The organism is Streptomyces sp. NPDC015242, assembly GCF_043079125.1.
Lineage (GTDB): Bacteria > Actinomycetota > Actinomycetes > Streptomycetales > Streptomycetaceae > Streptomyces.
Genome location: NZ_JBIBUF010000014.1, coordinates 97,409 through 120,918, shown reverse-complemented (window position 1 = coordinate 120,918; position 23,510 = coordinate 97,409). Strand labels below are relative to the sequence as shown.

The 23,510-nt window shown below is 71.9% G+C and carries 22 protein-coding genes; 20 read left to right on the top strand and 2 right to left on the bottom strand.

All coding sequences use genetic code 11. The features are described 5' to 3' along the window. The 6 genes from ACF07N_RS35315 to nusB form a co-directional block, all read left to right on the top strand. On the top strand, nt 1-476 hold a 476-nt coding region (locus ACF07N_RS35315), incomplete at its 5' end, for a shikimate kinase (protein WP_392120852.1). Beyond that, a complete protein-coding gene (aroB, locus tag ACF07N_RS35310; RefSeq protein ID WP_392120850.1) occupies nt 473-1,564 on the top strand; it encodes a 3-dehydroquinate synthase in 1,092 nt (363 codons plus the stop codon). The genes ACF07N_RS35315 and aroB, both read left to right, overlap by 4 nt. Before the next feature lie 163 nt (nt 1,565-1,727). Further along, on the top strand, nt 1,728-2,591 hold the full coding sequence (locus ACF07N_RS35305) for a Pro-rich N-terminal domain-containing protein (RefSeq protein ID WP_383336632.1): 864 nt from the start codon (nt 1,728-1,730) through the stop codon (nt 2,589-2,591). 123 nt (nt 2,592-2,714) lie between these two features. Further along, on the top strand, nt 2,715-3,824 hold the full coding sequence (locus ACF07N_RS35300) for an aminopeptidase P family protein (protein ID WP_392120848.1): 1,110 nt from the start codon (nt 2,715-2,717) through the stop codon (nt 3,822-3,824). A 49-nt stretch (nt 3,825-3,873) separates the two neighbouring features. Then, complete coding sequence (gene efp, locus ACF07N_RS35295; protein WP_031486831.1) at nt 3,874-4,440, top strand: elongation factor P; 567 nt, start codon at nt 3,874-3,876, stop codon at nt 4,438-4,440. A gap of 2 nt (nt 4,441-4,442) precedes the next feature. Then, a complete protein-coding gene (gene nusB / locus ACF07N_RS35290; protein ID WP_383336634.1) occupies nt 4,443-4,877 on the top strand; it encodes a transcription antitermination factor NusB in 435 nt (144 codons plus the stop codon). Between the two features lie 170 nt (nt 4,878-5,047). Here the strand turns inward: nusB and bldD are convergent, their stop codons facing one another. Beyond that, on the bottom strand, nt 5,048-5,551 hold the full coding sequence (gene bldD / locus ACF07N_RS35285; protein ID WP_030166512.1) for a transcriptional regulator BldD: 504 nt from the start codon (nt 5,549-5,551) through the stop codon (nt 5,048-5,050). 266 nt (nt 5,552-5,817) lie between these two features. Here bldD and pyrR point away from each other — a divergent pair, with 266 nt between their 5' ends. The 14 genes from pyrR to ACF07N_RS35215 all read left to right on the top strand — a co-directional run bounded on the left by pyrR (nt 5,818) and on the right by ACF07N_RS35215 (nt 22,424). Continuing rightward, nucleotides 5,818-6,384, top strand: coding sequence for a bifunctional pyr operon transcriptional regulator/uracil phosphoribosyltransferase PyrR (gene pyrR / locus ACF07N_RS35280; protein ID WP_383334977.1), 567 nt, complete (start codon nt 5,818-5,820; stop codon nt 6,382-6,384). 102 nt (nt 6,385-6,486) lie between these two features. Further along, a complete protein-coding gene (locus tag ACF07N_RS35275) occupies nt 6,487-7,464 on the top strand; it encodes an aspartate carbamoyltransferase catalytic subunit (RefSeq protein ID WP_392120844.1) in 978 nt (325 codons plus the stop codon). A 5-nt stretch (nt 7,465-7,469) separates the two neighbouring features. After that, nucleotides 7,470-8,756 carry a dihydroorotase gene (locus tag ACF07N_RS35270; protein WP_383348790.1) on the top strand — a complete coding sequence of 429 codons (1,287 nt, stop codon included), beginning with the start codon at nt 7,470-7,472 and terminating at the stop codon, nt 8,754-8,756. Further along, nucleotides 8,753-9,322: a hypothetical protein gene (locus ACF07N_RS35265; RefSeq protein WP_392120842.1), complete on the top strand. Its 570-nt coding sequence runs from the start codon at nt 8,753-8,755 to the stop codon at nt 9,320-9,322. The genes ACF07N_RS35270 and ACF07N_RS35265 overlap by 4 nt, the downstream gene beginning before the upstream one ends. Continuing rightward, entirely contained in the window at nt 9,319-10,461 is a 1,143-nt protein-coding gene (gene carA / locus ACF07N_RS35260; protein ID WP_392120840.1) for a glutamine-hydrolyzing carbamoyl-phosphate synthase small subunit, read from the top strand. Before ACF07N_RS35265 ends, carA begins: the two co-directional genes overlap by 4 nt. After that, nucleotides 10,454-13,762: a carbamoyl-phosphate synthase large subunit gene (gene carB / locus ACF07N_RS35255; RefSeq protein WP_392120838.1), complete on the top strand. Its 3,309-nt coding sequence runs from the start codon at nt 10,454-10,456 to the stop codon at nt 13,760-13,762. The genes carA and carB overlap by 8 nt, the downstream gene beginning before the upstream one ends. Nucleotides 13,763-13,832: 70 nt before the next feature. Next, complete coding sequence (locus ACF07N_RS35250; protein WP_392120836.1) at nt 13,833-14,939, top strand: quinone-dependent dihydroorotate dehydrogenase; 1,107 nt, start codon at nt 13,833-13,835, stop codon at nt 14,937-14,939. Further along, nucleotides 14,936-15,781, top strand: coding sequence for an orotidine-5'-phosphate decarboxylase (pyrF, locus tag ACF07N_RS35245; RefSeq protein ID WP_392120834.1), 846 nt, complete (start codon nt 14,936-14,938; stop codon nt 15,779-15,781). Before ACF07N_RS35250 ends, pyrF begins: the two co-directional genes overlap by 4 nt. Nucleotides 15,782-16,057: 276 nt before the next feature. Beyond that, nucleotides 16,058-16,381: an integration host factor gene (locus ACF07N_RS35240; protein ID WP_003977346.1), complete on the top strand. Its 324-nt coding sequence runs from the start codon at nt 16,058-16,060 to the stop codon at nt 16,379-16,381. Nucleotides 16,382-16,439: 58 nt separating this feature from the next. Beyond that, nucleotides 16,440-17,033 (top strand): guanylate kinase, encoded by a 594-nt coding sequence (gmk, locus tag ACF07N_RS35235; RefSeq protein WP_094056332.1) that lies wholly within the window; start codon nt 16,440-16,442, stop codon nt 17,031-17,033. Nucleotides 17,034-17,103: 70 nt separating this feature from the next. Continuing rightward, complete coding sequence (gene rpoZ / locus ACF07N_RS35230) at nt 17,104-17,376, top strand: DNA-directed RNA polymerase subunit omega (protein ID WP_003988945.1); 273 nt, start codon at nt 17,104-17,106, stop codon at nt 17,374-17,376. Between the two features lie 123 nt (nt 17,377-17,499). Next, complete coding sequence (gene coaBC, locus ACF07N_RS35225; protein WP_392120832.1) at nt 17,500-18,702, top strand: bifunctional phosphopantothenoylcysteine decarboxylase/phosphopantothenate--cysteine ligase CoaBC; 1,203 nt, start codon at nt 17,500-17,502, stop codon at nt 18,700-18,702. Nucleotides 18,703-18,939: 237 nt separating this feature from the next. Beyond that, nucleotides 18,940-20,148 (top strand): methionine adenosyltransferase, encoded by a 1,209-nt coding sequence (gene metK, locus ACF07N_RS35220; protein WP_094056334.1) that lies wholly within the window; start codon nt 18,940-18,942, stop codon nt 20,146-20,148. Between the two features lie 110 nt (nt 20,149-20,258). Next, nucleotides 20,259-22,424, top strand: coding sequence for a primosomal protein N' (locus ACF07N_RS35215; RefSeq protein ID WP_392120829.1), 2,166 nt, complete (start codon nt 20,259-20,261; stop codon nt 22,422-22,424). Between the two features lie 340 nt (nt 22,425-22,764). On the opposite strand, the gene ACF07N_RS35210 is transcribed toward ACF07N_RS35215, so the two are convergent. After that, nucleotides 22,765-23,301: a hypothetical protein gene (locus tag ACF07N_RS35210; RefSeq protein WP_383334956.1), complete on the bottom strand. Its 537-nt coding sequence runs from the start codon at nt 23,299-23,301 to the stop codon at nt 22,765-22,767. Nucleotides 23,302-23,510: the final 209 nt, after the last annotated feature.

Here is a 23,510-nt window from a genome sequence, read left to right as displayed (position 1 = left end):
TGGGCAAGTCCACCGTCGGGCAGCTGCTGGCCGGGCGGCTCGGGGTGGCCTACCGGGACACCGACGACGACATCGTCGCCGAACAGGGCCGGACCGTCGCCGAGATCTTCGTCGACGAGGGCGAGGACGCCTTCCGGGCCGTAGAGAAGGCAGCCGTGCGCAAGGCGCTCGCCGAGCACGACGGCGTGCTCGCCCTCGGCGGTGGCGCGATCCTCGACGCCGGCACGCGTGCCCTGCTCGCCGGGCAGCGGGTGGCCTACCTGTCGATGGACGTCGAGGAGGCCGTCAAGCGCACCGGCCTCAACGCGGCCCGCCCGCTGCTCGCGGTCAACCCGCGCAAGCAGTGGCGCGAGCTGATGGAGGCCCGCCGGCACCTCTACGAGGAGGTCGCCACGGTCGTCGTCGCCACCGACGGCCGGACGCCCGAAGAGGTCACCCAAGTCACCCTTGACGCACTGGAGTTGAAGGAAGCATGAGCGAGGCAGTGACGCGGATCCAGGTCGCCGGCAGCGCGGGCACCGACCCCTACGAGGTCGTGGTGGGCCGTCGGCTCCTCGGTGAACTCGGCGGCCTGATCGGCGGCAAGGCCAAGCGGGTCGCGATCGTCCACCCCGAAGCCCTGGCCGAGACCGGCGAGGCCCTGCGCGCCGACCTGGCCGAGCAGGGCTACGAGACCGTCGCGATCCAGGTGCCCAACGCCGAGGAGGCCAAGACCGCCGAGGTCGCCGCCTACTGCTGGAAGGCGCTCGGCCAGTCCGGCTTCACCCGCACCGACGTCATCGTCGGGGTCGGCGGCGGCGCGACCACGGACCTCGCCGGTTTCGTGGCCGCGACCTGGCTGCGCGGGGTGCGCTGGATCGCCGTCCCGACCACCGTGCTCGCCATGGTCGACGCTGCCGTCGGCGGCAAGACCGGCATCAACACCGCCGAGGGCAAGAACCTCGTCGGCGCGTTCCACCCGCCCGCCGGTGTGCTCTGCGACCTGGCCGCGCTGGACTCCCTGCCGGTCAACGACTACGTCTCCGGGCTCGCCGAGGTCATCAAGGCCGGCTTCATCGCCGACCCGGTCATCCTCGACCTCATCGAGTCCGACCCCGAGGCCGCCCGCACCCCGGCCGGTCCGCACACCGCCGAGCTGATCGAGCGCTCCATCCGGGTCAAGGCCGACGTCGTCTCGTCCGACCTGAAGGAATCGGGGCTGCGCGAGATCCTCAACTACGGTCACACGCTCGGCCACGCCATCGAGAAGAACGAGCGCTACAAGTGGCGCCACGGTGCCGCCGTCTCGGTCGGCATGCACTTCGCCGCCGAACTCGGCCGCCTGGCGGGCCGGCTGGACGACGCGACGGCCGACCGCCACCGCACGATCCTGGAATCGGTGGGGCTGCCCCTGCACTACCGGCACGACCAGTGGCCCAAGCTGCTGGAGACCATGAAGGTCGACAAGAAGTCCCGCGGCGACCTGCTGCGCTTCATCGTCCTCGACGGCCTGGCCAAGCCCACCGTCCTGGAGGGACCCGACCCGGCGGTGCTCCTCGCCGCGTACGGCGAAGTCGGGCAGTAAGTCCACCGGCGCGCCTTCCGCCCGAAATCGCCTTACGGGGCCGGGCACTTCGGACCGCCCCCGGCCGTTCACACATCGACGACCGGGGGCGGTACCGTTCGGTAGCAGCGGGTTCCGCCCCGCTGTCAGCGCCCATCGCCTGTACGAGACGGAGTGGCACCGGATGCAGCACGCAGTGGGTTCTCCGCTGCCGCCGCCCCATCAGCCGGGGCACGGACCGGCCGTCGGCTGGTCACCGGCCGCACACCACCCGGGTCCTCACCACCCGGGCGCGCACCAGGGCTCCGCGCCCGTGCCCCCGCCGCCCCCGGCGCCGGGGTATCCCGCGCCGCCGCCCGGACCGGCCGCGCCGCCTCCCCAGGCCTCCGTTCCTCCGCCGCCGGACACCACCGGCCATGTGCCGCTGCCGCCGGGCGGCCCGGTCGCCATGCCGAGCGCGCCCCCGGCCGCGACGGCTCCCGACCCCTCCGGCACGACGCTCGCCGTCCTGCTCATCGGCCCCGCGGGCGCGGGCAAGACCAGCGTCGCCAAGTACTGGGCGGACCACCGCCGCGTGCCCACGGCCCACATCAGCCTCGACGACGTGCGCGAGTGGGTCCGCTCCGGCTTCGCCGACCCCCAGTCCGGGTGGAACGACAACTCGGAGGCGCAGTACCGCCTCGCCCGCCGCACCTGCGGCTTCGCCGCGCGGAACTTCCTGGCCAACGGCATCTCGTGCATCCTCGACGACGCGGTCTTCCCCGACCGGCCGGTCGTCGGCCTCGGCGGCTGGAAGCGCCACGTGGGGCCCGGCCTGCTGCCGGTCGTCCTCCTGCCCGGTCTGGACATCGTCCTCGAACGCAACGCGGAGCGCTCGGGGAACCGGCGGCTGTCGGACGAGGAGGTCGCCCGTATCCACGGCCGGATGGCCGGCTGGTATGGATCCGGCCTGCCGATCATCGACAACTCCCAGCTGGACGTCCCGGACACGGCGAGGGTCCTGGACGAGGTCCTGGCCAGGTCCATCGCGAGCCCGCCGCAGTGGTGAACGCCCCGTAGGGACGGGGAGAACCCGCGCCCGCCCCACCGGCGCGCCGCCCCCGGACGTCCCGCTGCCCCACTCGGCCTCTCCCGAACGGCGCCGGACCCGGGAAGCTCATACGCTCGGGTCATGTCAGAGGTGTACGCGGCCCGCCGGACGCGTCTGAGGGAATACTGCAACGCGGGCGGCAGCGCGGCGGCGCTGGTCTCCCGCCCCGCCAATGTGCGCTATCTCGCGGGCGCCGCCCCGCGCGGCGCCGTCCTGCTGCTCGGCAAGACCGAGGATCTCCTGGTGTGCGCCGGCGCGTCCGCGGACCGCCCCACACAGGAGCGCCCCGACGACGCCCTGCGCGTCCGGACCCTGCCCGGCGCCGCGGGCGGTGATCCGGCCGTCGCGGCGGCCGGCATCGCCCGGGACCAGGGCGCCGACTCCCTCGCCGTGGAGGAGCACCACCTCACCGTGGCCCGGCACAGAGCCCTCGGCTCCGTCGCCCCCCGGCTCCGCCTGGCCAACATCGGCGGCGCGGTCGAGCAGCTCAGGGTCGTCAAGGACGAGGAGGAGATCTCCTGCATGCGCATCGGCGCCGAGATCGCCGACCAGGCCCTCGGTGAGCTGCTGGAGTCCATCCTCGTCGGCCGCACCGAGCGCCACCTCGCCCTGGAGCTCGAACGGCGCCTCGTCGACCACGGAGCCGAAGGCCCGGCCTTCCCCACCTCGGTCGCCACCGGACCGAACGCCGGACGCCCCGGCCACCGCCCCACCGACCGCCGCGTCGAGGAGGGCGACTTCCTCTCCGTCTGCCTCGGCGCGACCTACCGCGGCTACCGCTGCGAGATCGGCCGCACCTTCGTCATCGGCACCGCGCCGGCCGACTGGCAGATCGAGCTGTACGACCTCGTCTTCGCCGCTCAGCGCGCCGGACGCGAGAGCCTGGTACCCGGCGCCGCCTGCCGGGACGTCGACCGTGCCGCCCGCCAGGTCCTGGACTCCGCGGGGTACACGGAGGGCCTCACGGCCCTGACCGGACACGGCGTCGGGCTCGAAATCGACGAGGACCCTCAGTTGAGTCCCGCGGCCATGGGTAAACTGGACGCTTGCGTGCCGGTCACCGTCGAACCGGGGGTCCACCTCCCGGGCCGGGGCGGTGTCCGGATCGATGACACGCTCGTCGTCCGCCCCGAGGCGGACGGCGGACCCGAGCTACTCACCATCACGACCAAGGAGCTGCTCGCCCTCTAGGAAGGTGCGTGCACCGGGGTCGTACGTCAGTCCAGGAGATTCCGCAACCGTGGCTTCCACGAACGACCTCAAGAACGGCATGGTGCTCAAGCTCGAAGGCGGCCAGCTCTGGTCCGTCGTCGAGTTCCAGCACGTCAAGCCCGGCAAGGGCCCGGCCTTCGTGCGCACCAAGCTCAAGAACGTGCTCTCCGGCAAGGTCGTCGACAAGACCTTCAACGCCGGCGTCAAGGTCGAAACGGCCACCGTCGACAAGCGCGACATGCAGTTCTCCTACATGGACGGCGAGTACTTCGTCTTCATGGACATGGAGACCTACGACCAGCTCATGGTCGACCGCAAGGCCGTCGGCGACGCCGCCAACTTCCTGATCGAGGGCTTCACCGCCACCGTCGCCCAGCACGAGGGCGAGGTGCTCTTCGTGGAGCTGCCCGCCGCCGTCGAGCTCGTCGTCCAGGAGACCGAGCCGGGCGTCCAGGGCGACCGCTCCACCGGTGGCACCAAGCCCGCCACCCTGGAGACCGGCCACCAGATCCAGGTCCCGCTCTTCATCACCACCGGTGAGAAGATCAAGGTCGACACCCGCACCAGCGACTACCTCGGCCGGGTGAACAGCTAACCGTGGCTGCCCGCAACACGGCCCGCAAGCGCGCCTTCCAGATCCTCTTCGAGGGGGACCAGCGCGGCGCCGAGGTCCTGACGGTCCTCGCGGACTGGGTCCGGCACTCCCGGTCGGACACCCGCCAGCCGCCGGTCAGCGAATACACGATGGAGCTGGTCGAGGGCTACGCGGAGCACGCGAAGCGCATCGACGAGCTGATCGCGCAGTACTCGGTCGGCTGGACGCTGGACCGCATGCCGGTGGTCGACCGCAACATCCTGCGGCTGGGCGCCTACGAGCTGATCTGGGTCGACGAGACCCCGGACGCCGTCGTCCTCGACGAGATGGTGCAGCTGGCCAAGGAGTTCTCCACGGACGAGTCGCCCTCGTTCGTGAACGGCCTGCTCGGCCGGCTCAAGGAGCTCAAGCCCTCGCTCCGCCGCGACGAGGCCTGAGCCAGACAGCAGGACGGAATGCCGGAGGGCCCGCAGCGGTGACGCTGCGGGCCCTCCGGCACACCCGACGGCCGGGGACGGCCGAGTCCGTCGGAACGCCGCCGGGGTGGCCGGAACCATACGGTTCCGGCCACCCCGGCGGCACGTTTCTGCTGGGCCCCGCGGAGCGGTCAGCCCTCCTCGTGAGAGGCCACCGCGCGGCGCGCGTCCGCGTCCAGGACACCCCAGCTGATCAGCTGCTCGGTGAGCACCGAGGGCGACTGGTCGTAGATGACGGCGAGTGTGCGCAGGTCGTCCTGGCGGATCGAGAGCACCTTGCCGTTGTAGTCACCGCGCTGCGACTGGATGGTGGCCGCGTAGCGCTGCAGGGGGCCCGCCTTCTCGGCCGGCACCGTGGCCAGCCGCTCCAGGTCCAGGACCAGCTTCGGCGGCGGCTCGGCGGCACCGCCCGGGGTCGTGCCCGGGAGCAGCTCCTGCACCGGAACGCCGTAGAAATCCGCCAGCTCGGCAAGGCGCTGCACTGTCACGGCACGGTCGCCGCGCTCGTACGAACCGACCACGACCGCCTTCCAGCGTCCCTGGGACTTCTCCTCGACACCGTGGAGGGAAAGGCCCTGCTGGGTGCGGATGGCCCGGAGCTTGGCCCCGAGCTGTTTGGCGTATTCGCTGGACATATAGCTCCCCGGCACTGTGTCGACGCGTCTGGCGTGGGTGCCAGCCCGCGCGGCTGGTAACTCACTGTGAGGTTACGCAGCGTTACTCTGCCGCGTCAAGCCGAATGGTCCGCACCGACTCTTCCGTGGTATCGGCACCCCGTTGGGCCGAATAGGTGATCCGAGGGGGCCGTCCGGGGGATCGTGAGGGCCTGCTACCGTGGATGGCGCAATCCCGACGTCCTTTAAGGTCCGTCCCGTGAGGCGGAGAAGGAGGTCCGTTTCATATGGACACGCACGACGCACAGTCCGGTGCCCGGCCCGTTCTCGAAGGGCCCGACATCGCGCGGGTACTGACCCGCATCGCCCACGAGATCGTCGAACGCGCCAAGGGCGCCGACGACGTGGTGCTCCTCGGCATCCCGACCCGGGGCGTCTTCCTCGCCCGGCGGATCGCCGACAAGCTGGAGCAGATCACCGAGCGCAAGGTCCCCTGCGGCTCGCTCGACATCACCATGTACCGCGACGACCTGCGCATGCACCCGCCGCGTGCGCTGGCCCGCACCGAGATCCCCGGTGACGGCATCGACGGCAAGCTGGTCGTCCTCGTCGACGACGTGCTCTTCTCCGGCCGCACCATCCGCGCCGCCCTCGACGCGCTGAACGACATCGGGCGCCCGCGCGCGGTGCAGCTCGCCGTGCTCGTCGACCGCGGCCACCGCGAACTGCCCATTCGCGCCGACTACGTCGGCAAGAACCTCCCCACGTCGTTGCGGGAGACGGTCAAGGTCCAGCTCGCCGAGGAGGACGGTCGCGACACCGTGCTGCTCGGCGCCAAGCCGGACGCCCAGTAGCGCCTCGGGCGTACGCCGCTGTCGTACGCCGGCTCAGTGCGCGCGTCCGCGCGCCCGTCTGCCCCGAATCTCCCGTTTGAACTGCCTAACGGAGCCTGACAGATGCAGCGTCATCTCATCTCGGCCGCCGACCTCACCCGCGACGACGCCGTCCTGATCCTCGACACCGCCGAGGAGATGGCCCGGGTCGCCGACCGGCCGATCAAGAAGCTGCCGACCCTGCGCGGCCGCACGATCGTCAACCTCTTCTTCGAGGACTCCACCCGCACCCGCATCTCCTTCGAGGCGGCCGAGAAGCGGCTGTCCGCGGACGTCATCAACTTCTCCGCCAAGGGCTCCAGCGTGTCCAAGGGCGAGTCCCTGAAGGACACCGCCCAGACCCTGGAGGCCATGGGCGTCGACGCCGTGGTCATCCGGCACGGTGCCTCGGGCGCCCCCTACCGGCTGGCGAACTCCGGCTGGATCGACGCGGTCGTCGTCAACGCCGGCGACGGCACCCACCAGCACCCCACCCAGGCCCTGCTGGACGCCTTCACCATGCGCCGCCGCCTGATCGGACCGGACGCCGGACTCGGCCAGGACCTCGAAGGCCGGCGCATCACCATCGTCGGCGACGTGCTGCACAGCCGGGTCGCGCGCTCCAACGTCGACCTGCTGCACACCCTCGGCGCCGAGGTCACCCTCGTCGCCCCGCCGACCCTGCTCCCGGTCGGCGTCGAGACCTGGCCCTGCGAGGTGTCCTACGACCTCGACAGCACCCTGCCCAAGTCAGACGCGGTGATGATGCTGCGCGTCCAGCGCGAGCGCATGAACGCCGCGTTCTTCCCGACCGAGCGCGAGTACTCCCGCCGCTACGGTCTCGACGGCGAGCGCATGGCGCGGATGCCCGGGCACGCCGTCGTGATGCACCCCGGCCCGATGGTCCGCGGCATGGAGATCACCGCCGAGGTCGCCGACTCCGACCGCTGCACCGTCGTCGAGCAGGTCGCCAACGGAGTCTCCATCCGCATGGCCGTGCTGTACCTGCTGCTCGGTGGAAACGAGCCCGCCGTCACCCACCCCCGTACCGAGGAGAAGTAAGACAGATGAGCAAGACCCTGATCCGTGGTGCGAAGGTGCTCGGCGGCGAGCCGCAGGACGTGCTGATCGACGGCGGGACCATCGCCGAGGTGGGCAGCGGGCTGTCCGCGGAGGGCGCCGAGGTCGTCGAGGCCGGGGGCAAGGTGCTGCTGCCGGGCCTGGTCGACCTGCACACCCATCTGCGCGAGCCGGGCCGCGAGGACTCCGAGACCGTCCTCACCGGCACCCGGGCCGCGGCCTCCGGCGGCTACACCACCGTCTTCGCCATGGCCAACACCTTCCCGGTCGCCGACACCGCCGGCGTGGTCGAGCAGGTCTGGCGGCTCGGCAAGGAGCACGGCTACTGCGACGTCCAGCCGATCGGCGCCGTCACCGTCGGCCTCGACGGCAGGAAGCTCGCCGAGCTGGGCGCCATGCACGAGTCGGCCGCCGGCGTCACCGTCTTCTCCGACGACGGCAAGTGCGTCCACGACGCCGTGATCATGCGCCGGGCCCTGGAGTACGTGAAGGCCTTCGGCGGTGTGATCGCGCAGCACGCGCAGGAGCCGCGGCTGACCGAGGGCGCCGAGATGAACGAGGGCGTCGTCTCCGCCGAGCTGGGGCTCGGCGGCTGGCCCGCGGTGGCCGAGGAGTCGATCATCGCCCGGGACGTCCTGCTCGCCGACCACGTCGGCTCGCGCGTCCACATCTGCCACCTGTCGACCGCCGGGTCCGTCGAGATCGTCCGCTGGGCCAAGTCCCGCGGCATCCAGGTCACCGCCGAGGTCACCCCGCACCACCTGCTCCTCACCGACGAGCTGGTCCGCTCCTACAACCCCGTCTACAAGGTCAACCCGCCGCTGCGCACCGAGCGGGACGTGATGGCCCTGCGCGAGGCGCTCGCCGACGGCACGATCGACATCGTCGCCACCGACCACGCCCCGCACCCGCACGAGGACAAGGACTGCGAGTGGGCCGCGGCCGCCATGGGCATGGTCGGCCTGGAGACCGCGCTGTCGGTGGTCCAGGAGACGATGGTCGACACGGGCCTGCTGGACTGGGCCGGCGTCGCCGACCGGATGTCCGTCAAGCCCGCGCAGATCGGACAGGCCACGGGCCACGGCCGTCCCGTCTCGGCAGGTGAGCCCGCCAACCTCACCCTGGTCGACACGGCATACCGTGGGCTGGTGGACCCCGCGGGCTTCGCCTCGCGCAGCCGCAACACCCCCTACGAGGGCCGTGAGCTGCCGGGCCGTGTGACGCACACGTGGCTGCGGGGCAAGGCCACGCTCGTCGACGGGAAGCTCACGTGACACCTGTACTCCTGCTGGCCGCCGAGAAGGAATCGGCGGAAGTGACCGACTGGGCCGCCCGCATCGGCTGGGTCGCCGGCCTCGCCCTGTTCGTCGCGCTCGTCTACTGGCTGATGCGCGAGGGCTGGAAGTGGCGCGGCACCCTCCAGGGCGACCTGCCCGAGCTGCCCGTCAGCCCGGACGACCCGGGCCCCGCGCTCCTGACCATGACGGGCCGGTACCACGGCTCCACCACCGCCGGGCAGTGGCTCGACCGCATCGTCGCCCGGGGGCTGGGCACCCGCAGCCGCGCCGAGCTCACGCTGACGGACGCCGGCCTGGACGTCGTACGACCCGGGGCGAGCGACTTCTTCGTGCCGGTGGCGCAGCTGCGCGAGGCCCGGCTCGACAAGGGCATCGCCGGCAAGGTGCTCACCGAGGGCGGCCTGCTGGTCGTCACCTGGGCGCACGGGGACCGGCTGATCGACTCCGGCTTCCGCTCCGACCACGCGGCCGAGCACACCGCGTGGGTCGACACCATCAATTCCATGATCGAGAAGAACACCAGGGAAGGCGCCGAACGATGACCACCTCCACCAGGGGAGCCGTGAAAACTCCCGCCGTACTCGTCCTGGAGGACGGCCGGGTCTTCCGGGGCCGCGCCTACGGGGCCGTGGGGGAGACCTTCGGCGAAGCGGTGTTCTCCACCGGCATGACCGGCTACCAGGAGACCCTCACCGACCCCTCGTACCACCGCCAGGTCGTGGTGATGACCGCCCCGCACGTCGGCAACACCGGCGTCAACGACGAGGACATGGAGTCCAAGCGCATCTGGGTCTCCGGTTACGTCGTGCGCGACCCCGCGCGCGTGCCGTCCAGCTGGCGCTCCCGGCGCACGCTGGACGAGGAGCTGGCCGCGCAGGGCGTCGTCGGGATCTCCGGCATCGACACCCGCGCCCTCACCCGTCACCTGCGCGAGCGCGGCGCCATGCGCGTCGGCATCTTCAGCGGCGACGCCGTCCAGGACGACGCCGCGCTCCTGGCGCGCGTGCAGGAAGCGCCGCAGATGAAGGGCGCGAACCTCTCCGCCGAGGTCGCCACCACCGAGCCCTACGTCGTCTCCGCGATCGGCGAGAAGAAGTTCACCGTCGCCGCGGTCGACCTCGGCATCAAGGGCATGACCCCGCACCGCATGGCCGAGCGCGGCATCGAGGTGCACGTGCTCCCGGCCACCGCGACCGTCGAGGACGTCTACGCGGTGAACCCGGACGGCGTGTTCTTCTCCAACGGCCCGGGCGACCCCGCCACCGCCGACCACCCCGTCTCGGTCATGCAGGGTGTCCTGGAGCGCGGCACGCCGCTGTTCGGCATCTGCTTCGGCAACCAGATCCTCGGCCGCGCCCTCGGCTTCGGCACCTACAAGCTGAAGTACGGCCACCGCGGCATCAACCAGCCGGTGCAGGACCGCACGACCGGCAAGGTCGAGGTCACCGCGCACAACCACGGCTTCGCCGTCGACGCCCCGCTCGACGAGGTCTCCGAGACCCCGTTCGGCCGAGCCGAGGTGTCGCACGTCTGCCTGAACGACAACGTGGTGGAGGGCCTTCAGCTGCTCGACCGCCCCGCCTTCAGTGTCCAGTACCACCCCGAAGCGGCAGCGGGCCCGCACGACGCCGCCTACCTGTTCGACCGCTTCGTCTCCCTGATGGAGGGCCAGCGTGCCTAAGCGCACCGATATCCAGTCCGTCCTGGTCATCGGCTCCGGCCCGATCGTCATCGGCCAGGCCGCCGAGTTCGACTACTCCGGCACCCAGGCGTGCCGCGTGCTGAAGTCCGAGGGCCTCAGGGTCGTCCTCGTGAACTCCAACCCGGCGACGATCATGACCGACCCGGAGATCGCCGACGCGACCTACGTCGAGCCGATCACCCCCGAGTTCGTCGAGAAGATCATCGCCAAGGAGCGCCCCGACGCGCTGCTGCCCACCCTGGGCGGCCAGACGGCCCTGAACACCGCCATCTCGCTGCACGAGAACGGCGTCCTCGACAAGTACGGCGTCGAACTGATCGGCGCCAACGTCGAGGCCATCCACAAGGGCGAGGACCGCGACCGGTTCAAGCTGGTCGTCGAGGAGGTCCGCAAGAAGATCGGCCACGGCGAGTCCGCCCGGTCCTACATCTGCCACTCCATGGACGACGTCCTCAAGGGCGTCGAGGAGCTCGGCGGCTACCCGGTCGTGGTCCGTCCCTCCTTCACCATGGGCGGCGCCGGCTCCGGCTTCGCGCACGACGAGGAGGAGCTGCGCCGCATCGCCGGCCAGGGCCTCACGCTCTCCCCGACCACCGAGGTGCTCCTGGAGGAGTCCATCCTCGGCTGGAAGGAATACGAGCTGGAGCTGATGCGCGACAAGAACGACAACGTCGTGGTCGTCTGCTCCATCGAGAACTTCGACCCCATGGGCGTGCACACCGGGGACTCGATCACCGTGGCGCCCGCGATGACGCTGACCGACCGTGAGTACCAGGTGCTGCGCGACGTCGGCATCGCGATCATCCGCGAGGTCGGCGTCGACACCGGCGGCTGCAACATCCAGTTCGCGGTCAACCCCGAGGACGGCCGGGTCATCGTCATCGAGATGAACCCGCGCGTGTCCCGCTCCTCGGCCCTCGCCTCCAAGGCCACCGGCTTCCCGATCGCCAAGATCGCCGCCAAGCTGGCCGTCGGCTACACGCTGGACGAGATCCCGAACGACATCACGCAGGAGACCCCGGCCTCCTTCGAGCCGACGCTCGACTACGTCGTCGTGAAGGCCCCGCGGTTCGCCTTCGAGAAGTTCCCGAGCGCCGACTCCACCCTCACCACCACCATGAAGTCGGTCGGCGAGGCCATGGCCATCGGCAGGAACTTCACCGAGGCCTTCCAGAAGGCCCTGCGCTCCCTGGAGAAGAAGGGCAGCCAGTTCACCTTCGTCGCTGACCCGGGCGACAAGACGGCGCTGCTGGAGCAGGCCGTCCGCCCCACCGACGGCCGCATCAACACCGTCATGCAGGCCATCCGCGCGGGCGCCACGCCCGAGGAGGTCTTCGACTACACGAAGATCGACCCCTGGTTCGTCGACCAGCTCTTCCTGATCAAGGAGATCGCCGACGAGCTGGCCGAGGCGCCCGAGCTGACCCGCGAGCTGCTCGCCGACGCCAAGCGGCACGGCTTCTCCGACCAGCAGATCGGCGAGATCCGCGGCCTGCGCGAGGACGTCGTCCGCGAGGTGAGGCACGCGCTGGGCATCCGCCCGGTCTACAAGACGGTCGACACCTGCGCCGCCGAGTTCGCCGCGAAGACGCCGTACTTCTACTCCTCCTACGACGAGGAGAGCGAGGTCGCGCCCCGGACCAAGCCGGCCGTCATCATCCTGGGCTCCGGCCCGAACCGCATCGGCCAGGGCATCGAGTTCGACTACTCCTGCGTCCACGCCTCCTTCGCGCTGAGCGACGCGGGCTACGAGACGGTGATGGTCAACTGCAACCCGGAGACCGTCTCCACCGACTACGACACCTCCGACCGCCTGTACTTCGAGCCGCTGACGCTGGAGGACGTGCTGGAGATCGTGCACGCCGAGCAGCAGGCCGGACCGGTCGCGGGCGTCGTCGTGCAGCTCGGCGGCCAGACCCCGCTGGGCCTGTCGCAGGCGCTGAAGGACAACGGCGTGCCGATCGTCGGCACCTCCCCGGAGGCCATCCACGCCGCCGAGGACCGCGGCGCCTTCGGGCAGGTCCTCAAGGAGGCCGGCCTCCCCGCCCCCAAGCACGGCACCGCCACCACCTTCGCCGAGGCCAAGGCCATCGCCGACGAGATCGGCTACCCGGTCCTGGTGCGCCCCTCCTACGTCCTCGGCGGACGCGGCATGGAGATCGTCTACGACGAGACCCGCCTGGAGTCCTACATCGCCGAGTCCACCGAGATCAGCCCCTCCCGGCCGGTCCTGGTCGACCGCTTCCTCGACGACGCCATCGAGATCGACGTCGACGCCCTCTACGACGGCGAGGAGCTCTACCTCGGCGGCGTCATGGAACACATCGAGGAGGCCGGCATCCACTCCGGCGACTCGGCGTGCGCCCTGCCCCCGATCACGCTCGGCGGCTTCGACATCAAGCGGCTGCGCGCCTCCACGGAGGGCATCGCCAAGGGCGTCGGCGTGCGCGGCCTGATCAACATCCAGTTCGCGCTCGCGGGCGACATCCTCTACGTCCTGGAGGCCAACCCGCGCGCCTCGCGGACCGTCCCCTTCACCTCGAAGGCGACGGCGGTGCCGCTGGCCAAGGCCGCCGCCCGGATCTCGCTCGGCGCGACCATCGCCGAACTGCGCGAGGAGGGCCTGCTGCCGAAGAACGGCGACGGCGGCGAGCTCCCGCTCGACGCGCCGATCTCCGTCAAGGAGGCCGTCATGCCGTGGTCGCGCTTCCGTGACGTGCACGGCCGCGGCGTCGACACGGTCCTCGGCCCCGAGATGCGCTCCACCGGCGAGGTCATGGGCATCGACGCGGTCTTCGGCACGGCGTACGCCAAGTCGCAGGCGGGCGCCTATGGCCCGCTGCCCACCAAGGGCCGCGCCTTCATCTCGGTCGCCAACCGCGACAAGCGCTCGATGATCTTCCCGGCCCGCGAGCTGGTCGCGCACGGCTTCGAGCTGCTCGCCACCTCCGGCACCGCCGAGGTCCTCAAGCGCAACGGCATCCACGCCACGGTCGTGCGCAAGCAGTCCGAGGGCGTCGGCCCGAACGGCGAGAAGACCATCGTCCAGCTCATCCACGACGGCGAGGTCGACCTCATCGTCAACACCCCCTACGGCACCGGCGGCCGCCTCGACGGCTACGAGATCCGGACGGCGGCCGTGGCGCGCTCCGTGCCCTGCCTGACGACGGTCCAGGCGCTCGCGGCGGCGGTCCAGGGCATCGACGCCCTCAACCGCGGCGACGTGAGCGTCCGCTCCCTCCAGGAACACGCGGAACACCTGACCGCGGCCCGCGACTAGCAGCCCCGAGGGGGACACCGGAAACGGTGTCCCCCTCTTCGTGAGGACAGCACGTCCTCGTGAGGACACCATGTACAAGATCTTCTTCCGACTCGTCTTCAAACGGCTCGACCCGGAGCAGGCCCACCACCTGGCCTTCCGCTGGATCCGTCTGGCCGCCCGGGTCCCGGTGCTGCGCACCTTCCTCGCCGCCGCCCTCGCGCCCCGCCACGAGGAGCTGCGCACCGAGGCCCTCGGCCTGCGCATGCACGGCCCCTTCGGGCTCGCGGCCGGCTTCGACAAGAACGCCGTCGGCATCGACGGCATGGCCATGCTCGGCTTCGACCACGTCGAGATCGGCACGGTGACCGGCGAACCGCAGCCCGGCAACCCCAGGCAGCGGCTGTTCCGCCTGGTCCAGGACCGCGCGCTGATCAACCGCATGGGCTTCAACAACGACGGCTCGCTGCGCGTCGCCGCCCGCCTGGCCTCCCGGACCCCCGTCTTCCGGACGGTCGTGGGCGTCAACATCGGCAAGACCAAGGCCGTACCCGAGGAGGAGGCCGTCGCGGACTACGTGAAGTCCGCCGAGCGGCTCGCGCCCCACGCCGACTACCTGGTGGTCAACGTCTCCTCCCCGAACACGCCCGGCCTGCGCGACCTCCAGGCCACCGAGGCGCTGCGCCCTCTGCTGAGCGCCGTCCGCGAGGCCGCCGACCGGGCCGTGTCATCGCGCCGCGTCCCGCTCCTGGTCAAGATCGCGCCGGACCTCGCCGACGAGGACGTCGACGCCGTCGCCGACCTCGCCGTGGAACTCGGCCTGGACGGGATCATCGCCACGAACACCACCATCGCGCGCGAGGGACTCGGCCTGAAGTCCGACCCGGCGCTGGTCGGGGAGACCGGCGGCCTGTCCGGCGCGCCCCTGAAGGAGCGCTCCCTGGAGGTCCTGCGCCGCCTCTACGCGCGCGTGGGCGACCGGATCACCCTGGTCGGCGTCGGCGGCGTCGAGAACGCCGAGGACGCCTGGCAGCGCATCCTGGCCGGCGCCACGCTGGTCCAGGGCTACAGCGCCTTCGTCTACGAGGGCCCCTTCTACGCCCGCGCGATCCACAAGGGCCTCGCCGCGCGCCTGCGCACCAGCCCGTACGCCACGCTCGCCGACGCGGTGGGCGCCGACGTGAGGAAGACGGCATGAGTGGCCCCGAACCCTTCGGCGCGCGCCTGCGCCGGGCCATGGACGAGCGCGGCCCGCTGTGCGTGGGCATCGACCCGCACGCCTCCCTGCTCGCCGAGTGGGGCCTGAACGACGACGTGGCCGGTCTGGAGCGGTTCAGCCGCACGGTCGTCGAGGCGGTCGCCGGCCGGGTCGCCGTGCTCAAGCCGCAGAGCGCGTTCTTCGAGCGCTTCGGCTCGCGCGGCGTCGCGGTGCTGGAGAAGTCCGTCGCCGAGGCCCGGGCGGCGGGCGCGCTGGTCGTCATGGACGCCAAGCGGGGCGACATCGGCTCGACCATGGCCGCCTACGCCGAGTCCTTCCTGCACAAGGACGCGCCGCTGTTCTCCGACGCGCTGACCGTCTCGCCCTACCTCGGCTACGGCTCGCTCGCCCCGGCGGTCGCGCTGGCCCGGGAGAACGGCGCCGGGCTGTTCGTGCTCGCGCTGACCTCCAACCCGGAGGGCGGCGAGGTGCAGCACGCCGTGCGTCCCGACGGCCGGAACGTCGGAGCGACGATGCTGGCGCACCTCGCCGCGGAGAACGCGGGGGAGGAACCGCTGGGCTCGTTCGGCGCGGTCGTCGGCGCCACCCTCGGTGATCTCTCGACGTACGACCTCGCCGTCAACGGCCCGCTCCTCGCGCCCGGCATCGGCGCCCAGGGGGCCACGCCGGCCGATCTGCCCTCGGTCTTCGGCCCGGCCGTGCGCAATGTCGTGCCGAACGTCAGCCGGGGAGTGCTACGCCACGGTCCCGACGTGGTCGCTCTGCGTGACGCCACGGAGCGGTTCGCGGAGGAGATCCGGCACGCCGTGACGGCGGCCTAGGCGGTCCAGACCATACCGCGAGACCTCCGGTGAGTGGTCCGGGGGGCCTCTGAGTCTGAATACATCCTCAAATCCGGGGCAGTATGTCCTAAATGTCCGTTCAGATGAAGGCTGACCAGGACTTTTCCGCTGTTCTCGCTGACTCTGGCGCGCTTGCCCGCTAGTCTCCGACGAGAGAGCGGGCAAGTGTGTGTTGCTCGTGGCTCCCCAGGTGTGGGGCGACTAGGTTCCTCACCGGTCCGTATCCGACAGTTCGACATCCGAGGTGACGTAGGCGTGGCTCTTCCGCCCCTTACCCCTGAACAGCGCGCAGCCGCGCTCGAAAAGGCCGCCGCGGCTCGCCGGGAGCGGGCCGAGGTCAAGAATCGACTCAAGCACTCCGGCGCCTCCCTCCACGAGGTCATCAAGCAGGGCCAGGAGAACGACGTCATCGGCAAGATGAAGGTCTCCGCCCTCCTGGAGTCCCTGCCGGGCGTGGGCAAGGTCCGCGCCAAGCAGATCATGGAGCGACTGGGTATCTCCGAGAGCCGCCGCGTGCGCGGCCTCGGTTCCAACCAGATCGCCTCCCTGGAGCGCGAGTTCGGCAGCACCGGTTCCTGAACCGGTCACTCCGGGGAAGCGAGTAACGGGCACTCCGGGATTGCTGGATAATCGCTGCATGGCTGCAACACCCCGGGGGACGACCCCCGTGCCCCCGGACGTACGTCCGCGGCTGACCGTGCTCTCCGGCCCCTCCGGGGTCGGCAAGAGCACGGTCGTCGCTCATATGCGCAAGGAACACCCCGAGGTCTGGCTCTCGGTGTCGGCGACGACCCGCAAGCCGCGCCCCGGCGAGCAGCACGGAGTCCACTACTTCTTCGTCACCGACGACGAGATGGACAAGCTGATCGCCAACGGCGAGCTGCTGGAGTGGGCCGAGTTCGCCGGCAACCGCTACGGCACGCCGCGTGCGGCCGTGGCGGAGCGCCTGGAGAAGGGCGAGTCCGTCCTGCTCGAGATCGACCTGCAGGGTGCCCGCCTGGTCCGGGAGTCGATGCCGGAGGCCCAGCTGGTGTTCCTGGCCCCTCCCTCCTGGGAGGAGCTGGTGCGCAGGCTCACCGGGCGGGGCACCGAACCGCCCGAGGTGATCGAGCGCAGGCTGGAGGCCGCCAAGATCGAGCTGGCCGCCGAACCGGAGTTCGACACGACGCTGGTCAACACCTCCGTCGAGGACGTGGCGCGCGAGCTGCTAGCCTTGATGAACGTCGTGTGACCATCGCTGGCCGATCCGGTCCTCGCTGATCAAACCGACAGAATCTTTCCCATCCATCGGAAGGTAGAGCGTGTCCTCTTCCATCTCCGCGCCCGAGGGCATCATCAACCCGCCGATCGACGAGCTCCTCGAGGCCACCGACTCGAAGTACAGCCTCGTGATCTACGCGGCCAAGCGGGCCCGCCAGATCAACGCGTACTACTCGCAGCTCGGCGAGGGTCTCCTCGAGTACGTCGGTCCTCTCGTCGACACGCACGTCCACGAGAAGCCGCTCTCGATCGCCCTTCGCGAGATCAACGCGGGGCTGCTCACGTCCGAGGCCGTCGAGGGCCCGGCGCAGTAAGCAGCAGTCGCAGCTTGACGCTGACTTTCCACAGGCCCGGCAGGTCGACTGCCGGGCCTGTGGTGTGTCATGGAGTCGTACGGTGGGACGGTCGCCGAGGTCCGGGCAGAGACAGGGAGAGACGTGGACAAGCCGAAGGTCGTACTGGGGGTCAGCGGTGGCATCGCCGCGTACAAGGCCTGTGAGCTGCTGCGGCGGCTGACGGAGTCGGGCCATGACGTGCGCGTGGTGCCCACCGCGTCCGCGCTGCACTTCGTCGGCGCCGCGACCTGGTCCGCGCTCTCCGGCAAGCCGGTCTCCACCGAGGTCTGGAACGACGTGCACGAGGTGCCGCACGTGCGCATCGGGCAGCACGCCGACCTGGTCGTCGTCGCCCCGGCCACCGCCGACCTGCTCGCCAAGGCGGCCCACGGCATCGCCGACGACCTCCTCACCAACACGCTGCTCACGGCCCGCTGCCCCGTCCTCTTCGCCCCCGCCATGCACACGGAGATGTGGGAGCACCCGGCCACCCAGGAGAACGTGGCGACCCTGCGCCGCCGCGGCGCCCTCGTCATCGAGCCGGCCGTGGGCCGCCTCACCGGCGCCGACACCGGCAAGGGCCGGCTGCCCGACCCGGCCGAGATCTTCGAGGTGTGCCGCCGTGTGCTCGCCCGGGGCGTCCGCGAGCCGGACCTCACCGGCCGGCACGTCGTGGTCAGCGCCGGAGGCACCCGCGAGCCCCTGGACCCGGTCCGCTTCCTCGGCAACCGCTCCTCCGGCAAGCAGGGCTACGCCCTCGCCCGCACCGCCGCCGCCCGGGGCGCCCGCGTCACCCTGATCGCCGCCAACAGCGCGCTGCCGGACCCGGCCGGGGTGGACGTCGTCCCCGTGGGCACGGCCGTGCAGCTCCGTGAGGCGGTGCTGAAGGCCGCCGCCGACGCCGACGCCGTGGTCATGGCGGCGGCCGTCGCGGACTTCCGCCCGGCGGCGTACGCGGCGGGGAAGATCAAGAAGAAGGACGACCAGGAGCCGGAGCCGGTCACCCTGGTGCGGAATCCGGACATCCTCGCGGAGATCTCCGCCGAGCGGGCCCGCCCCGGACAGGTCGTCGTCGGCTTCGCCGCCGAGACCGACGACGTCCTCGCCAACGGCCGCGCCAAGCTGAAGCGCAAGGGCTGCGATCTGCTCGTGGTGAACGAGGTGGGGGAGCGCAAGACGTTCGGCTCCGAGGAGAACGAGGCCGTCGTGCTGGGCGCCGACGGCAGTGAGACGCCCGTGGCGCACGGACCGAAGGAAGCCCTGGCCGAAACGGTGTGGGACCTGGTCGCCGAGCGCCTGCGCTGATGTTTCCGGCGCTTCGCGGCTCCGTGAAACCCGGCCGGTCGGGGCGTGGCGCCTCTGGTCAACGTCGCTCGGCATTGGGCAGAATGCCCGTGCCGCAGGTCACAGCACTCCCGAGTGGCGAGACGGGGGGACCGTGGCCGAAGCGTGACCGATAAACTGTTCCACGGACGGCGCCGGGTGCAGCCCCCGCCGTCCGCCAATGATCAGCCAGCAGCCGCTGCAACCCCAGGGAGCGTTGTGTCCCGTCGTCTGTTCACCTCGGAGTCCGTGACCGAGGGTCACCCCGACAAGATCGCTGACCAGATCAGCGACACCATTCTCGACGCGCTCCTGCGCGAGGACCCGACCTCCCGGGTCGCCGTCGAGACCCTGATCACGACCGGCCTGGTGCACGTGGCCGGCGAGGTCACCACCAAGACGTACGCGGACATCGCGACGCTGGTCCGGAGCAAGATCCTGGAGATCGGCTACGACTCCAGCAAGAAGGGCTTCGACGGCGCCTCCTGCGGCGTCTCCGTGTCGATCGGCGCGCAGTCGCCCGACATCGCCCAGGGCGTGGACACGGCGTACGAGTCCCGTGTCGAGGGCGACGAGGACGAGCTCGACAAGCAGGGCGCGGGCGACCAGGGCCTGATGTTCGGCTACGCGACGGACGAGACGCCGACGCTGATGCCGCTGCCGATCTTCCTGGCCCACCGTCTGTCCAAGCGCCTGTCCGACGTGCGCAAGAACGGCACGATCCCCTACCTGCGCCCGGACGGCAAGACGCAGGTCACCATCGAGTACGACGGCGACAAGGCGGTCCGTCTGGACACCGTGGTCGTCTCCTCGCAGCACGCCTCCGACATCGACCTCGACTCGCTGCTGGCTCCGGACATCAAGGAGTTCGTGGTCGAGCCGGAGCTGAAGGCGCTCCTGGACGAGGGCATCAAGCTCGACACGGAGAACTACCGCCTGCTGGTCAACCCCACCGGCCGCTTCGAGATCGGCGGCCCCATGGGTGACGCCGGCCTGACCGGCCGCAAGATCATCATCGACACCTACGGCGGCATGGCCCGCCACGGCGGCGGCGCCTTCTCCGGCAAGGACCCGTCCAAGGTCGACCGCTCGGCGGCGTACGCGATGCGCTGGGTCGCCAAGAACGTGGTCGCCGCGGGCCTGGCCACCCGCTGCGAGGTCCAGGTCGCGTACGCGATCGGCAAGGCCGAGCCGGTCGGTCTGTTCGTCGAGACCTTCGGCACCGCCAAGGTCGACACGGACCGGATCGAGAAGGCGATCGACGAGGTCTTCGACCTCCGTCCGGCCGCCATCATCCGCGACCTCGACCTGCTCCGCCCGATCTACTCCCAGACGGCTGCCTACGGCCACTTCGGCCGCGAGCTGCCCGACTTCACCTGGGAGCGCACGGACCGCGTGGACGCGCTGCGCAAGGCGGCCGGGCTGTAACCAGCCCCGACTCCTCAAGGCCCGGTCCCCTGCGGGGGCCGGGCCTTCGCCGTGCCCCGGGCCCTCCCGGGCGCCGCCTGATGTCAGTGGTCTTTGGTAAGAATGCAAGCGTGAGCAGCGAGAACGGACAGGCGGACGGCGGCGCCGAGGGTGCGCCGCCCGAGCAGCTCGCGCTCATCCGGGAGAGCGTGCGCAGGGCGCGGACGCCGCGTGCCAAGCCGCGGACGTGGCGGGGCGCCGCGCTCGCCAGGGAGCTGCCCGTAGCCCGGGTGCTCGTCGACAAGGGCGTGCTCCACCTCGACCGGTACTTCGACTACGCCGTGCCCGAGGAGCTGGACGAGCAGGCCCAGCCGGGCGTGCGGGTGCGGGTGCGGTTCGGGGCCGGGCGGCACCGGGTGCGGGAAGGACGCCGGGAGGGCGGCGGGCTGATCGACGGCTTCCTCGTCGAGCGGCTGCCCGAGTCCGACTACTCCGGGCCGCTGGCGGCCCTCGCCCAGGTCGTGTCGCCCGAGCGGGTGCTGAGCGAGGAGCTGCTGGGACTGGCCCGGGCGGTCGCCGACCGCTACGCGGGCAGCCTCGCCGACGTCCTGCAGCTCGCCGTGCCACCGCGCAACGCACGGGCCGAGCGGCGTGCCTCGCCGGAGCCCCTGCCGCCGCCCCCGGCACCCGAGGCCGGCTCCTGGCAGCGGTACGAGCGGGGAGCGGCCTTCCTGGAGTCCCTGGCCTCCGGCGGCGCGCCCCGGGCCGTGTGGAACGCGCTGCCGGGCCCGCAGTGGAGCGAGGAGCTGGCCCGGGCCGTCGCGGCGACGCTCGCCTCCGGCCGCGGGGCGCTCGTCGTCCTGCCCGACGGACGGGCCGTGGCCCGGGTCGACGCCGCGCTGACCGCCCTGCTGGGCCAGGGACGGCACGCGGTGCTCACCGCCGACGCCGGCCCCGAGAAGCGGTACGCGCAGTGGCTCGCGGTCCGGCGGGGCTCCGTGCGGGCGGTGGTCGGGACGCGGGCCGCGATGTTCGCACCCGTCCAGGACCTCGGGCTGGTCGCCCTCTGGGACGACGGGGACGACAGCCACAGCGAGCAGCACGCCCCGCAGCCGCACTCCCGCGAGGTGCTCCTGCTGCGGGCCGCCCAGGACAAGTGCGCCTTCCTGCTGGGCAGCTGGTCCTGCACGGTGGAGGCCGCGCAGCTCGTCGAGAGCGGCTGGGCGCGGCCGCTGGTCGCCGGGCGGGAGCAGGTGCGCGCCGCCGCGCCGCTCGTGAGGACCGTCGGTGACGGGGATCTCGCACGGGACGAGGCCGCCCGGGCCGCCCGGCTGCCGACCCTGGCCTGGCAGGCCGTCCGGGAGGGGCTGCGGCAGGGGCCGGTGCTGGTCCAGGTGCCCCGGCGGGGATACGTGCCGCGCATGGCCTGTGCCGCGTGCCGGGCGCCCGCGCGGTGCCGGCACTGCTCCGGGCCCCTGGAGGCGCGGGACGGCGGCGCCCTGTGCTGCGGCTGGTGCGGTCGCGCGGAGGAGAGCTGGCACTGCCCGGAGTGCGGGGGTTTCCGGCTGCGGGCCTCGGTGGTGGGGGCGCGGCGCACGGCCGAGGAACTCGGGCGGGCCTTCCCTGCGGTGCCGGTGCGCACCTCGGGACGCGAGCACGTACTGGACACGGTGCCGGGGGCGCCCGCGCTGGTGGTGAGCACCCCGGGGGCCGAGCCCGTCGCCGAGGGCGGCTACGCGGCGGCGCTGCTGCTCGACGGGTGGGCCATGCTCGGCCGCCCCGATCTGCGGGCCGGGGAGGACGCCCTGCGCCGGTGGATCGCCGCGGCCTCGCTCGTCCGGCCGCAGTCCGCGGGCGGCACGGTGGTGGTCGTGGCCGAGCCGACCCTGCGGCCGGTGCAGGCGCTCGTCCGGTGGGACCCCGTGGGGCACGCGGTGCGGGAGCTCTCCGAGCGGGCCGAGCTGGGGTTTCCGCCGGTGTCCCGGATGGCGGCCGTGTCGGGCCCGGCGGAGGCGGTCGCCGACTTCCTCCGGACGGCCGAACTGCCGCCGGAGGCCGAGGTGCTGGGCCCGGTGCCGCTGCCCGTCACGGCGGCCGGGCGTCCGCGGCGGACGGGGGCGCCGCCGCCGGGGGAGCAGTGGGACCGGGCGCTGGTCCGGGTGCCGCCGGGGCGGGGGGCGGCGCTGGCCGCGTCGCTGAAGGCCGCGCAGGCCGCGCGGATGGCCCGGGGGAGTGCGGGCGGGAGCGGCGCGGGAGCCGGGGTCTGGGTGCGGATCGATCCGGCCGACATCGGCTGACCGGACCGTCCGGGAGCGGGGCTCCGGCCGGCGTCGGCCGGCAGACGTGGGGGCCAGGGTCTGCTGGGTTCGGTTGGCGGAACGTCGGGTGCTGGGGTCCACCGGCTGGGTCGGCAGGTGTCAGGGGCGGGGTCTGCTCGGTTGGTTGGCGGAACGCCGGGGAGCGGGGGTTCACCGGCTCGGTCGGCAGCTGACCGGGGCCGGATTCCGCTCGGCCTGGTCGGCGGAACATCGGACGCCGGGATCCGCTCGGCCGGCAGTCGGGAGCCGGGGCGCGTCGGCCCCGGAACGCGGCTGCCCTCCCGGACGAGGTCCGGGAGGGCAGGTCCGGGGGGATCCGTCAGCCGTTGCGCGGGCCCGGGAAGGCCGTCGGCCTGGCCTCGTCGCGCAGGACCGGGCTGCCCGCCGTGGGCTGCGTCGGCATCGAGCGGGCCGCGGGGACCGTGGGGAGGCCGGTGGTGACATTGACCGGGCGGCTGCCGGTCGGCTCCGGCGTGCGCTCCGGCTCCGCCGCCGCGGTCTGGGCCGTGGCCCGGCGGGCGCCGTAACGGCGGTGGACCGCCTGCTTGGTCACGCCGAGCGCGGAGCCCACCGCGTCCCACGAGAAGCCGAGTGAGCGGTCGAAGTCCACGGCCGCCGTGACCAGGGTCTCGACACTGTCCCGCAGCTCCTGGGCGAGACGTACGGTCGGGGCGGGGGCGCGTCCGTAGACGACGAAGCCCGTGGAGGGGCCGGAGCGGCGCGGGCGGTAGACGTTGCCCAGCTGGGCGGTCAGGGTGCGCAGTGCGTCCACCTGCCGGCGGACCCGCTCGATGTCCCGCACCAGCAAGTGCAGGCTGGCCCGAGCCTGGGCGTCGTGGGTTGCGTGGTCGGCCATGAACAAGCCTCTCGAACCGGCGTTGAAAGGAATGGGCCGCGATCGCGGCCCGTTGTGGTCAACTCTGTCTTGACCAACGCGGATTCGCTCCGCTGGTCACGGTGTGGGGGCGTGGGGGCATATGCGTGCGCCCGTTTGCGCGGGGCGTGCGCCTCGGACACCGGCCGTCGGCAGCGAACCGTTCCCGGCTCATAGACTTGGGCGTTGCA